Origin of the sequence: Pseudomonas sp. BNK-44-b, assembly GCF_047456245.1 — a bacterium.
GTDB lineage: Bacteria > Pseudomonadota > Gammaproteobacteria > Pseudomonadales > Pseudomonadaceae > Aquipseudomonas > Aquipseudomonas machongensis.
Genome location: NZ_CP179908.1, coordinates 2622255 through 2634581, shown reverse-complemented (window position 1 = coordinate 2634581; position 12327 = coordinate 2622255). Strand labels below are relative to the sequence as shown.

Annotated in this window: 12 protein-coding genes and 1 pseudogene; 5 read left to right on the top strand and 8 right to left on the bottom strand. The window is 63.0% G+C overall.

The window, feature by feature from the left end:
• Positions 1 to 117 precede the first annotated feature (117 nt).
• Positions 118 to 1197, top strand: a complete 1080-nt coding sequence (locus ACMGGG_RS11845) for an ABC transporter substrate-binding protein (RefSeq protein ID WP_414155538.1) — start codon at positions 118 to 120, stop codon at positions 1195 to 1197.
• 293 nt (positions 1198 to 1490) lie between these two features.
• On the opposite strand, the gene ACMGGG_RS11840 is transcribed toward ACMGGG_RS11845, so the two are convergent.
• Genes ACMGGG_RS11840 through ACMGGG_RS11830 form a run of 3 tightly spaced genes read right to left on the bottom strand, consistent with a single transcriptional unit; the run spans position 1491 to position 3807 of the window.
• Positions 1491 to 1709, bottom strand: coding sequence for a DUF2970 domain-containing protein (locus ACMGGG_RS11840; RefSeq protein WP_054890753.1), 219 nt, complete (start codon positions 1707 to 1709; stop codon positions 1491 to 1493).
• 53 nt (positions 1710 to 1762) lie between these two features.
• The gene (locus tag ACMGGG_RS11835; RefSeq protein ID WP_414155537.1) at positions 1763 to 2596 is read right to left on the bottom strand and encodes a TIGR03915 family putative DNA repair protein; all 834 of its coding nucleotides are present in this window, start codon (positions 2594 to 2596) and stop codon (positions 1763 to 1765) included.
• Positions 2587 to 3807: a putative DNA modification/repair radical SAM protein gene (locus ACMGGG_RS11830; RefSeq protein WP_153773757.1), complete on the bottom strand. Its 1221-nt coding sequence runs from the start codon at positions 3805 to 3807 to the stop codon at positions 2587 to 2589. The genes ACMGGG_RS11835 and ACMGGG_RS11830 overlap by 10 nt, the downstream gene beginning before the upstream one ends.
• 255 nt (positions 3808 to 4062) lie before the next feature.
• Here ACMGGG_RS11830 and mqo point away from each other — a divergent pair, with 255 nt between their 5' ends.
• Together mqo and ACMGGG_RS11820 are read left to right on the top strand one after the other, a co-directional pair.
• Positions 4063 to 5637 carry a malate dehydrogenase (quinone) gene (gene mqo, locus ACMGGG_RS11825; protein ID WP_414155536.1) on the top strand — a complete coding sequence of 525 codons (1575 nt, stop codon included), beginning with the start codon at positions 4063 to 4065 and terminating at the stop codon, positions 5635 to 5637.
• 134 nt (positions 5638 to 5771) lie between these two features.
• Positions 5772 to 6170, top strand: coding sequence for a RidA family protein (locus tag ACMGGG_RS11820; RefSeq protein WP_414155535.1), 399 nt, complete (start codon positions 5772 to 5774; stop codon positions 6168 to 6170).
• 42 nt (positions 6171 to 6212) lie between these two features.
• Here the strand turns inward: ACMGGG_RS11820 and ACMGGG_RS11815 are convergent, their stop codons facing one another.
• From ACMGGG_RS11815 to ACMGGG_RS11805, 3 genes are all read right to left on the bottom strand, one after another.
• Complete coding sequence (locus tag ACMGGG_RS11815) at positions 6213 to 7457, bottom strand: saccharopine dehydrogenase family protein (protein WP_063545038.1); 1245 nt, start codon at positions 7455 to 7457, stop codon at positions 6213 to 6215.
• Between the two features lie 31 nt (positions 7458 to 7488).
• Positions 7489 to 8586 carry a carboxynorspermidine decarboxylase gene (locus tag ACMGGG_RS11810; protein ID WP_054890747.1) on the bottom strand — a complete coding sequence of 366 codons (1098 nt, stop codon included), beginning with the start codon at positions 8584 to 8586 and terminating at the stop codon, positions 7489 to 7491.
• Between the two features lie 296 nt (positions 8587 to 8882).
• Complete coding sequence (locus tag ACMGGG_RS11805) at positions 8883 to 9278, bottom strand: RidA family protein (RefSeq protein ID WP_112898372.1); 396 nt, start codon at positions 9276 to 9278, stop codon at positions 8883 to 8885.
• Positions 9279 to 9389: 111 nt separating this feature from the next.
• On the opposite strand from ACMGGG_RS11805, the gene ACMGGG_RS11800 reads away from it, so the two are divergent.
• Both ACMGGG_RS11800 and ACMGGG_RS11795 read left to right on the top strand, forming a co-directional pair.
• Positions 9390 to 10286 carry a LysR substrate-binding domain-containing protein gene (locus ACMGGG_RS11800; protein WP_323454788.1) on the top strand — a complete coding sequence of 299 codons (897 nt, stop codon included), beginning with the start codon at positions 9390 to 9392 and terminating at the stop codon, positions 10284 to 10286.
• A 128-nt stretch (positions 10287 to 10414) separates the two neighbouring features.
• Positions 10415 to 10582, top strand: a pseudogene (locus ACMGGG_RS11795) (sigma-54-dependent Fis family transcriptional regulator); the annotation flags it as partial.
• Positions 10583 to 10585: 3 nt separating this feature from the next.
• Here ACMGGG_RS11795 and ACMGGG_RS11790 read toward each other — a convergent pair.
• Both ACMGGG_RS11790 and ACMGGG_RS11785 read right to left on the bottom strand, forming a co-directional pair.
• The gene (locus ACMGGG_RS11790; protein ID WP_063545035.1) at positions 10586 to 10885 is read right to left on the bottom strand and encodes a hypothetical protein; all 300 of its coding nucleotides are present in this window, start codon (positions 10883 to 10885) and stop codon (positions 10586 to 10588) included.
• 85 nt (positions 10886 to 10970) lie between these two features.
• On the bottom strand, positions 10971 to 12323 hold the full coding sequence (locus ACMGGG_RS11785; protein WP_054890743.1) for a GntP family permease: 1353 nt from the start codon (positions 12321 to 12323) through the stop codon (positions 10971 to 10973).
• Between the last annotated feature and the right edge of the window lie 4 nt (positions 12324 to 12327).

Genomic DNA, 12327 nt, shown 5'->3' with positions numbered 1-12327 from the left:
AAGTGATGTTTTTGCATATGAAAAGAACCATTTGGACTAAGTGAGACTGGCTGCTATTTATCCGTGATGGCCATGCGCCGTTATACTGTATCCTTTGCTTTTGCAGGGATGTCTCGCATGGTCATCAGGACGCTGTGCCGCAGCCTGTGCCTGGGTCTGCCGCTGGTGGCAAACGCCCAAGCCGCTTCGGTGGTTTTTCTCAATCCCGGGTTGTCCGATGAGACGTTCTGGGTTGGCTATTCGCGTTTCATGCAAGCGGCGGCCGACGACCTGGGCATGGATCTGCGCGTGGAGTACGGCGAGCGCCAGGCCGAGCGGCTACTGGAGCAGGCGCGGGCGATCCTGCAGGGCGAGCACAAGCCCGACTACCTGGTGCTGGTCAACGAGCAGTATGTGGCGCCAGAGATCATGCGCCTGTCGCAGGGCAGCGGGGTCAAGCTGTTGTTGGTCAACAACGGCCTGACCGAGGGGCAGGCCGAGGCGATTCAGGCACAGCCGGGCAAGTACGCGCCGCTGCTCGGCTCACTGGTCGGCAATGACGAACAGGCGGGATACCAGATGCTGCACGACCTGGTCGCCAGCCTGCCCCCAACAGGCGAACCGATCGAGCTGCTGGCGTTTTCCGGCATCAGCACCACGCCTGCTTCGCAACTGCGCGAGCAAGGCATGCAGCGGGCGTTGGCCGAGTTTCCGCACGTACGCTTGCGCCAGCTGGTGTATGGCGGCTGGAGCCGCCAACGGGCCTTCGAGCAGGCCAAGTTGCTGCTGCAGCGCTATCCGCGGGTGCGCCTGGTGTGGTCGGCGAACGACCAGATGGCGTTCGGTGCAATGCAGGCGTTCGAGGCGGCTGGCCTGGTGCCGGGACGCGATGTGTTGTTCAGCGCGGTCAACAGTTCGCCCGAGGCCTTGCAGGCGCGCGTGGATGGGCGGCTGAGCGTGCTCATGGGCGGGCATTTCAGCCTGGGCGGCTGGGCCATGGTGATGCTGCATGACGACGCCCGGGGCCTGTCGATGGACCGTGACGGGCAACACCTGTACCGCCTGCCGGTGCTGCAGGCCATCGATGCGGCGAAGGCGCAGCGCTGGCTGGAACTGAGCGCCCGCAAAGGCTATGGCATCGACTTTCGCCGCTACAGCGCAGAGGGGCGGGGCACCGACTATCGCTACCCGTTCCTGACGTCACCCGTCGATTATTGAAAGACCCTGCTTGAGCAAAGGGCATTGCTGGACTTAACTGCTGGTGTGACGTGCATTCCCATAACCACTACAAGAGGCAATGCAATGGGAAACCCGACCAAGCTCCGCAAGCCTGACAGCAGTGTCGACGCCTGGGCGATCCTGTGCCTGATCGTGCTGGTTGTCGTGACCGCTGTGTACTGGGTCAGCCATCAGTAACGCAAACTTCAGACCGTGAACTGCAACCTGAGCCGCCCGCGGGAGGGAATTCCGCGGGCGGGTGCGTTCTGGCCTGCGCGCGTCAAATGATTGTTTCACCGCCCCGTCAGATGCATCGCCAACTGCACCAGCCCCACCAGCACCAGGATGAACACCAGGGTGAACATCACCCCCATCACGATGAAGTGGCTGGCCTTGCCGTGGGTGAAGTCGCGCGCGCGGTTCTTGCCGCTCTGCACGCCGAAGGCGGCAGCCAGAATGCTGTGCAGCATCTGCCAGAAGGTGGGTGGCTTGCCTTGGCTGGAATCGTCCATGGTGGCTCCCGGAAATCAGAGGCAATCAGCGAAAGTGTAGGCAACAACGACGCTCAGCGCCCGACCCGCTTGCCACGTTGCAAGCCAACCTCCAGTGCCTGCCCGTCGCGTTGCTTGCCTTGGCGCGCCAAACCTTCGAGCTGGGGGATGAGCATGCCCTCGGGCAGGTGGCGCCAGAAACGCCCCGGCATGTGCAGGCGCAGGGCATCAGGGTTCAGCCGCGCCGGGTTGAAGGTGGAGCGGTAGTAGGTACGCCACAGCTCGGCGTCGGGATCTTCGGCATGGCGCGCCCAGTCGACCCACTCACGCGGACATTGCCGACGGTAGTCGAGCTCGCTGCCGTCGAAACGTATGCCATCGGTGGGCGTTGCGATCAGCCAGCGCTGGCGCCCGAGGCGGTCGGCAAAATGGCCACTGGCGCTTTCGAGGATGTCATGGGCAGGTTCGTGGTAGGCCACCAGGTCCAGTTGCAGGCGCTCGGCGACCGCTTCCGGCAACGGCACGAAGCGCACGAAGGCGTGCAGGTGATGCGCCTCGCGGGAGACCTGCTTGATACGCCGCTGCAACTCGCTGCCCAGGCGGTCGCCGGCGAGCATTGCAGTGCGATCTCCATGGGCGACACGCCAGAGGACTTCGTACAGCAGGTTCCAGCGTTGTTCGCCGCGATAGCGAGCGGCCTGCTCAAGCTGTGCCAGCAAGGCCGCGGGCACCCGCGCACGGAAGGGGCCGGGCCCTTGTGGCAAAGGCGTGGGGATGGCCAGCAGGTCGTCCATCGGCCCCTGGCCCCAGGTCACCTCGGCCGGGTCGATGCCATGGCCGAGCAGCACCCGCGCCTGGTCGCGCCAGGTGCCGAACAGGTCGTCGCAATCCAGCGCGATCATGCCCATAGCCCCATCTGCACCGGTGCCTGCGGTTCGCGCAGGCGTTGGCGCAGCAAGCCGCTGCGCAGTTCGGCCTGGGCCGGGCGGTAATCGCTGGTGACGATGAACGGCCGGGCTTTTTCCAGCACGCAGCGCAGTTGGATCAGATCGTCGTAGCGGATCCGCCGCTCGCGTCGCAGCGCCACCAGCCGCTGTACGCTGCGCAGGCCGATACCGGGAATGCGGGCGAGCAGGGCGGGCTCGGCGCGGTTCAGGTCCAGCGGAAAGACCTCGCGGTTGGCCAGGGCCCAGGCCAGCTTGGGGTCGATGTCCAACGCCAGGTTACCGGCCTGGCCGAGCAGCTCGCCGGCCTTGTAGCCGTAGCCGCGCATCAGGAAGTCGGCCTGGTACAGGCGGTGCTCGCGCAGCAGCGGCGGTGCGGCCAGCGGCACGCTATTCGGGCTGTCCGGGATCGGGCTGAAGGCGGAGTAGTACACGCGCTTGAGACCATAGCCCTGGTACAGCGATTCGGCGTTGCGCAGCAGGGTGCGGTCGTCGGTGGTATCGGCACCGACGATTACCTGGGTGCTCTGCCCGGCCGGTGTGAAACGCGGCGCTCGTGGTTCGCCGGCCACGGCCTGCTGGCCCTGGTGAATCACGCCCATGGCCTGGCGGATGGTGTGTGCCTGTTTTTCCGGCGCCAGGCGCTTGAGGCTGGCCTCGGTGGGCAGCTCGACGTTGACGCTCAGCCGGTCGGCCAGGCGCCCGGCTTCTTCGATCAGCAGCGGGTCGGCGTCGGGGATGGTCTTGAGGTGGATGTAGCCGCGGAAACCGTGCTCTTCGCGCAGCAGCCTGGCAACGCGGTTCAACTGCTCCATGGTGTAGTCGGCCGAGCGGATGATGCCCGAGCTCAGGAACAGCCCGCTGATGCAGTTGCGCCGGTAGAAGTCGAGGGTCAGGCGCACCACTTCCTCGGGGCTGAAGCGTGCGCGAGGCACGTTGCTGGAGCGGCGATTGACGCAGTACTGGCAGTCGTACAGGCAAAAGTTGGTGAGCAGCACCTTGAGCAGCGACACGCAGCGCCCGTCAGGGGTATAGCTGTGGCAGATGCCCATGCCATCGGTGGCGCCAAGCCCGTCACGCCCCCGCGAGCTGCGCTTGGGCGCGCCGCTGCTGGCGCAGGATGCATCGTATTTGGCGGCGTCGGCGAGAATGCCGAGCTTGGCGATGAGTTGCATGGGGATGTCTCGATATACTGGTTTTTCATACAGTATTTGCAGAGCGGTCGAGTTGCAAGAGGCTTCTTGAAGTTGCCTGACGGCTTGACCTCGGTTCCACCACCACAGCCTGAATGCGCGAGCGGCTAACCTGAGTGAATCACTCAGCTAAGCTTGCCTGGGATTTCGTACGCCACAGGCACGATCACTCGGACCAGGGGCAAGGCACATTCACGGACAGGATCGGGGCCAGCGGTGCCTCGACGGAGGGAGCACATGAACAGAGTAATCGCATTCAAACCGGCCCTGGCGGGCCTGGCCTTGGCCTTTGGCCTCACGGCCGTGCAGGCCGCCGAGGGCAAGCGGGTCGATGTGCTGCTGGTGGGCGGCGGGATCATGAGCTCCACGCTGGCCGTGTGGCTCAACGAGCTCGAACCCGGTTGGTCGATGGAGATGATCGAGCGGCTGGACAAGGTCGCCGAGGAAAGCTCAAACGGTTGGAACAACGCCGGTACCGGGCATTCGGCGCTGGCCGAATTGAACTACACCCCTGAAAAGGACGGCAAGATCGACATCAGCAAGGCCGTGGAGATCAACGAGTCGTTTCAGGTCACCCGACAGTTTCTCGCCTGGCAGGTCAAGCAGGGAGTACTGAAGAACCCACGTTCGTTCATCAACGCCACACCGCACATGAGCTTTGTCTGGGGCGATGACAATATCCGTTTCCTGCGCAAGCGCTACGAGGCGCTGCAGGCCAGCCCGCTGTTCAAGCCCATGCAGTATTCGGAAGACAACGCACAGATCGCCAAGTGGGTGCCGTTGATGATGGAAGGGCGCGACCCGAACCAGAAGCTTGCGGTGACCTGGACGCCGATCGGCACAGACGTCAATTTCGGCGAGATCACCCGTCAGTACGTGACGTACCTGCAGACCCGCCCCAACTTCGACCTCAAGCTCTCCAGCGAAGTGCAGGACATCACCCGCAACGACGACGGCTCGTGGCATGTGCAGTACAAGAACCTCAAAGATGGCAGTACGTCGGCCACCGATGCCAAGTTCCTGTTCATCGGCGCCGGTGGCGCGGCGCTGCCTCTGTTGCAGAAGTCAGGCATCCCCGAGGCGAAGGAGTACGCAGGTTTCCCGGTGGGGGGATCGTTCCTGGTGACCGAGAACGCTGCCATTGCCGAGCGCCACATGGCCAAGGCTTATGGCATCGCCTCGACGGGGGCGCCGCCGATGTCGGTGCCGCATCTGGATACGCGGGTGCTCGACGGCAAGCGGGTGATCCTGTTCGGGCCTTTTGCAACCTTCTCGACCAAGTTTCTCAAGGAAGGCTCGCTGCTCGACCTGTTCGGCAGCATGACGCTACACAACAGTTGGCCGATGGTGCGTGTCGGGGTCCGCGAGTTCGACCTGGTGCAGTACCTGATCGGCCAGGTCATGCAATCGGACGACGACCGCTTCGCTGCGCTGCAGACTTACTTCCCCCATGCCAAGAAAGAAGACTGGCGCCTGTGGCAGGCTGGGCAGCGCGTACAGATCATCAAGAACGACCCTGAGCAGGGCGGGGTGCTCAAGCTTGGCACCGAGGTCGTGACCTCTGCCGACGGCACCATTGCCGGCCTGCTGGGTGCCTCGCCGGGCGCCTCGACCGCGCCACCGATCATGCTCGACCTGCTGCGCAAGGTGTTCAAGGACAAGGTCGCTTCACCACCCTGGCAGGAGAAGCTGCACCAGATCATCCCAAGCTACGGGCTCAAGTTGAACGAGCATCCTGACAAGGTGCAGGAGGAGTGGGACTACACCAATGAAGTGCTGCAGCTGCAGCCTCTGACTTCGCCAGCGGGCTGAGCCCGGCGGTTGGCGGCCCTGGTGCGGGGCCGCCAGATGCGGAGCTATAGTCTCGAAAGCGTGCCGCCATACCGCAGCTCGCTTTCGCGTTCGCTTGCTAAGATGCGTCCAATCTCAAGCACTGGACATCCTCAATGAGCGACCACACTCCGATCATTCCCGCTTCCCAGCAGAAACTTGCCGAACGTGCCGGTTATCTGCCGGCCTTGAAGGTCGGTAATACGTTGTATCTGGCAGGTCAGGTGGGGCGTACGGCGGATCTGCAGGTCATTGCCGACCCGCGGCAGCAGTTTCACGCGGCGTGGGAAAACCTGAGGGACGTGCTGGCGGCTGCCGGTTGTGATTTCGCGGATGTGGTGGAACTGACCACTTATCATGTCGGCTTGCGCGAGCACATGGCGGTGTTTCGTGAGGTCAAGGACGCGCTGTTCCCGCGGGGTACCTGCCCCTGGACCTGTATTGGTGTCAGCGAACTGGCCCATGACGGGCTGCTGGTGGAGATCAAGTGCGTGGCGGTTGCGCGCCAGGGGTGAAATGCAGAAGGGGCGCCAACGGGCGCCCCTTCTTTTTGCTGCTTAGGCTTCAGCGTCCCATGGACGATCGCCTTTTTCATCCTTGACGCGGGTCGGCAGGCCCATCACGTCCAGCGCCTTGAGGAACGGCTCGGCGGGCAGTTCCTCGACGTTGACCATGCGCCCTGCATCCCACTCGCCGCGGGCGACCAGCAGGGCTGCGGCCACTGGCGGCACGCCAGCGGTGTAGGAGATGCCCTGGCTGTCGGTCTCGGCGTAGGCTTCTTCGTGGTCGGCGACGTTGTAGATGAACACTTCGCGTGCCTGGCCGTCCTTGGTGCCTTTGACCAGGTCGCCGATGCAGGTCTTGCCGGTGTAGCCCGGAGCCAGGGAAGCCGGATCGGGCAGTACGGCCTTGACCACTTTCAGCGGCACGACTTCAAGGCCTTCGGCGGTCTTGACCGGTTGCTCGGAGAGCAGGCCGAGGTTCTTCAGCACGGTGAACACGTTGATGTAGTGTTCGCCGAAGCTCATCCAGAAACGCACATTGGGTACGTTCAGGTTCTTCGAGATCGAATGTACTTCATCGTGACCGGTCAGGTAGAGGTTCTGCGAACCCACCACCGGGAGGTCGTCGGTGCGCTTGACCTCGAACATGGTGTTGCTGGTCCACTGGCTGTTCTGCCAGCTCCATACTTGCCCGGTGAACTCGCGGAAGTTGATTTCCGGGTCGAAGTTGGTGGCGAAGTACTTGCCGTGGGAACCGGCATTGACGTCGAGAATGTCGATCGAATCAATGCGGTCGAAGTACTGCTGCTGCGCGAGTTTTGCGTAGCTGTTCACCACACCCGGGTCGAAGCCGACACCGAGAATGGCGGTAATGTTCTTCTGCTGGCACTCCTCGAGATGCTTCCACTCGTAGTTGCCATACCAGGGCGGGGTTTCGCAGATCTTGCCCGGTTCTTCGTGAATCGCGGTATCGAGATAAGCGACACCGGTATCGATGCAGGCACGCAGCACCGACATGTTGAGGAAGGCGGAACCGACGTTGATCACGATCTGCGATTCGGTCTCGCGGATCAGTGCCTTGGTCGCCTCGACATCGAGGGCGTTGAGCGAGAAGGCCTGGATGTCTGCGGGTACCTTGAGGCTACCCTTGGCCTTGACGCTGTCGATGATGGCCTGGCATTTGGAGATGTTCCGTGACGCAATCGCAATACGACCGAGTTCGTCGTTATGCTGTGCGCACTTGTGGGCCACCACCTTGGCGACACCTCCTGCACCAATGATAAGAACGTTCTTCTTCAATTTATCCCTTGCTCCTTACTGAAAGCCGGTCTTACGACAGGCTGGAAACGTAGTCTTCGAAACCGAACTCGCGCTTGACCTCGACGCTGCCGTCGAGCTGCTTGACGACGATGGCCGGCATCTTCAGACCGTTGAACCAGTTCTTCTTGACCATGGTGTAGCCCGCCGCGTCGATGAACGACAGGCGATCGCCGATGGCCAGAGGACGATCGAATTGGTATTCGCCGAAGATGTCGCCGGCCAGGCACGACTTGCCGCAGACCATGTAGGTGTGCTCGCCGTCGTTGGGGGCCATCTTGGCGTTGAGGCGGTAGATCAGCAGGTCGAGCATGTGCGCTTCGATGGAGCTGTCGACCACGGCCAGGTGCTTGCCGTTGTAGAGCGTGTCCAGCACGGTGACTTCCAGCGAGGCGCTGTTGGTGATCGCTGCTTCACCGGGCTCCAGGTAGACCTGCACGCCGTACTTCTCGGAGAAGCCTTTCAGGCGGGCGCAGAAAGCGTCGAGTGCATAGCCTTCGCCGGTGAAGTGGATGCCGCCGCCGAGGCTGACCCACTGGACCTGGTGCAGCAAATGGCCGAAGCGCTCTTCGATGTGCGAGAGCATCTTGTCGAACAGGCTGAAGTCGCCGTTTTCGCAATTGTTGTGGAACATGAAGCCGGAGATCGTGCCGATCACCTTTTCGATCTTTTCCGGATCCCATTCGCCCAGGCGGCTGAACGGACGCGCCGGGTCGGCCAGCAGGTAGTCGGAGCTGCTCACCTGCGGGTTGACGCGCAGGCCGCGGGTCTTGCCTTCGGACTGCTCGGCGAAGCGCTGGAGCTGGCCGATGGAGTTGAAGATGATCTTGTCGCAGTTCTCCAGCATTTCCTCGACCTCATCGTCGGCCCAGGCCACGCTGTAGGCGTGGGTCTCGCCGGCGAACTTCTGGCGGCCGAGCTTGAGCTCGTAGAGCGAGGAGGAGGTGGTGCCGTCCATGTACTGCTCCATCAGGTCGAATACCGACCAGGTGGCGAAGCACTTGAGGGCGAGCAAGGCCTTGGCGCCGGAGTGTTCGCGCACGTAGGCGATCTTCTCCAGGTTGCCCAGCAGCTTGGTTTTGTCGATGAGGTAGTACGGCGTCTTGATCATTTCAAAGGCCCCCGGCCAGGCCGGCCAAAAAAAAGGACACGCATTGTGCCTTCACTTGCCGCATATCGAAAGGGCGCGATGCGCATTTCGTCCGAGCTCGCAGGCTGCGTGCCGCGTGAGGGGAGTAGAGCAGGGGAATATGACTGTCTTAATCGTTGTGGAGGCAGATGGCCCTATCGCGGGACAAGTCGGGGCGCCGAACCGCCGCTCCCATAAGTGACACTGCTGTATTCAGCAGTTGCGGCGCTTTTGTAGGAGCAGGCTTGTCCCGCGATAGGGCCATCTGCCTCCCTACATCACTGCGGCAACCGCGCCACCACCTTGATCTCGAAATCGAAGCCGTACAACCAGGTTACCCCGACAGCCGTCACCGTTGGGTAAGGTGCTGGCCCCCAGAATTCAGCGCGCACCAAGTCCCAGATGGCCTGGAACTTGTTTTGTGGGTCGACGATGAACAGGGTCACGTCCTGCACGTCAGCGAAGCTGCAACCGGCGGCGGCGAGAATCGCCTGGAGGTTGGCGAAGGCCCGGCGCACCTGGTTTTCCAAGCCCGGCTCGGGTGAGCCGTCCTCGCGGCTGCCAACTTGCCCGGAGACGAACAGCAAGCCGTTGCTGCGCACGGCCGGGGAGTAGTGATTGATGTCGTACAGGGCCTGACGGCCAGCAGGGAATACAACGTCGCGTTGGTTCATGGTGTTTTCTCCATCAGGGGGTGATGGGGCGACTGTACGAGCCCAGACCTGTTCGATAAACGTGCGAGTCTGGTTATCATTGTTTGTTGATTCCAAACAATCGAGGCGCTGATGGACCGGTTCGACGCAATGCGTGCCTTTGCCCGGGTGGTAGAGGCGGGCAGCTTCACCAAGGCTGCGGAGACGCTGCACATGAGCCGTACCAGTGTGACCCAGCTGGTGCAGCAGTTAGAAACCCGCCTGCGCGTGCGCCTGCTCAACCGCACCACGCGCAAGGTGAGTGTGACCCGCGATGGCGAGCAGTTCTACCAGCGGGTGTTGCGACTGTTGGCGGAGCTCGAGGATGCGGAGAGTAGCCTCAGCGGCGCTGCCGGCCTGCCGCGTGGCAAGTTGCGGGTCGATGTACCGAGCCCGCTGGCAAGCCTGGTGCTGGTGCCGGCGCTGCCGGACTTCCATGCCCGCTACCCGGACATCCAGATCGACATGGGCGTCAGCGATCGTATCGTCGACATCATTGGCGAGCATGTCGATTGCGTGGTGCGCGGAGGCGAACTGCTGGACCAGTCGCTGATGGCGCGCAAGGTTGCCGACCTGCAGTTGGGGGTGTATGCGGCGCCGGCTTACCTCGAACGCCTTGGCACCCCTGCCCACCCTTCGGACCTGGAGGGTTCTGACCACCGTACGGTAGGTTTTCTCTGGGCACGTACCGGCAAACCGCTGCCCTATGCCCTCGTTCGCGGCACCGAGCGGCTGCAGGTCCGCGGCACCCAGGTGCTGGCGGTGGACGATGGCAACGCCTACCTGGCGGCCGGGGTGGCTGGGCTTGGGGTGCTGTGGCTGCCGGACTACATGGCCCGCGCGCCACTGGCCAGCGGTGCGCTGGTGCGGGTGTTCGAAGATTGGCAGTTGGAGCCGATGCCGTTGTACGTCGCTTATCCGCCGAATCGGCATGTGGGCGCGCGGTTGCGGGTGTTCATCGACTGGGTGGTGGAGGTGATGGGGCGCTGATCAGAGCCTCACCCGACCGGATAAAGCGCGCGTTGGGCGTTGGGCAATACCGCCGGTCATGCAGAGGCTCAAGCACACCTCGCAGCCGTTTCATGGCTCATCACGCTGTATACGAACCCCAGCGCCTCGAGGCCGGAGCCAGCCTGCCGGACATGGACCGCGACAGGGCCTGCCGAACCCTTGAGCGCACCGACCGGAATGTCACCAAGTCGGCACGCTTGCTGGGGCCGTCACGCGGCATGCTCTACAAGATCGAAAAGCTGGGGTTGAGCAGGCCGGACAAGCGGCAGTGGTGACCCTCAGGGCTTGCCACCGCCGCCCTGGCTACCATTACCCTCAGAGCCGCTGCCGTCCATGCCGGGCAGGTCGCGGTTGTCGTTCTGCCGGGCCGGCGGGCTTTCCGGGTCGTTGCCCTGGATCCGCGGGTCGGTATCGCGCGGCATGGGTTTTTCAACCGGGTTGAGGGTGCTGTCTACACCAGGCTGTGGCGCGGGGTTATGCGGATCGTCCGGGTAAGTGGTGCCGGTGCCAACCGCCATGGCCAGTGGTGAGCAAAGCAAGGCGGCGAGCAGGCAGGTACGGGTCAGGGATCGCTTCATGGGGCAAACTCCTTTGCGCAGGACAGGGGCATCTTCCTCTTGGGCCCCGTCCTGCTCAGCAAGGTGCCATCATCCCGACCGACGGTCACACCACCATCGACAACAGCATGATGAAGATGATGCCGACCACGGACAGGATGGTTTCCATCATGCTCCAGGTCTTGAAGGTCTCGGCCACGGTCATGTTGAAGTACTGCTTGACCAGCCAGAACCCGGCGTCGTTGACGTGGGACAGAATCAGCGAGCCAGCGCCGGTGGCCAGTACCAGCAGCTCACGGTTCACCCCCGGCACCAGTTCGATCACCGGCGCGACGATACCGGCGCCGGTGATGGTCGCCACGGTTGCCGAACCTGTAGCGATGCGAATCACCGCCGCCACCAGCCAGGCCAGCATGATGGGTGAAATTTGAGCCTGCACGGCCATCTGTCCGATCACGTTACCGACGCCGGTGTCCACCAGCATCTGCTTGAAGCCGCCGCCTGCACCGACGATCAGCACGATCGCCGCGGTGGGCGCCAGGCTCTGGTCGAGCATCTTCATGATCTGCTGACGGCTGAAACCGCGGGCCGAACCGAAGGTGTAGAACGCCAGGAGCAAGGCGGCGAGCAGCGCGGTGATGGGGTGGCCGATCAGGTCCATCCACTGACGCACGATGTGGTCAGTCGGGAGTACCACGTCGGCGAAGGTCTTGAGCAACATGAGCGCCACTGGCAGCAGCACGGTGACCAGCGTGATGGTGAAGCTGGGCAGGTTTTTCTGGTCGGAGTCGCGGGCGATCTGGTCCATCAGCTCCTGGGACGGGTTGCCCGGAATGTAGCGGGAGATGAAGTTACCGAACAGCGGCCCGGCGATGACTGCAGTAGGCAGTGCCACCAGCAGGCCGTAGAAGATGGTCTTGCCGATATCGGCGTGGAAAATGCCGATCGCCAGCAATGGGCCAGGGTGCGGCGGCACCAGGCCATGCACCACCGAGAGCCCTGCCAGCAGCGGGATGCCGATCTTCACCAGCGACACCCCGGAGCGGCGGGCGACGATGAATACCAGCGGGATCAGCAGCACGAAGCCGATCTCGAAGAACAGTGGGATGCCCACCAGGAAAGCGGCGAACATCATCGCCCAATGCACTTTCTGCTTGCCGAAGGCTCGGATCAGCGTCTGTGCGATCTGGTCGGCGCCGCCGGAGTCGGCCATCAGCTTGCCGAGCATGGTCCCCAGCGCCAGGACGATGCCGACAAAGCCGAGCACGCCGCCGAAGCCGTCCTGGAACGATTTCATGACCTTGGCCACCGGCATGCCGGAGGTCAGGCCGAGAAAGCCTGCGGCCAGGGTCAGGGCGACGAAGGGGTGGACCTTGAAATGGGTGATCAGCAGGATGAGCCCGACGATGGTAACCAGCGCGTCGAGCAGCAGGTAGGTATCAGTAGCCAGTCCGAACATGGTG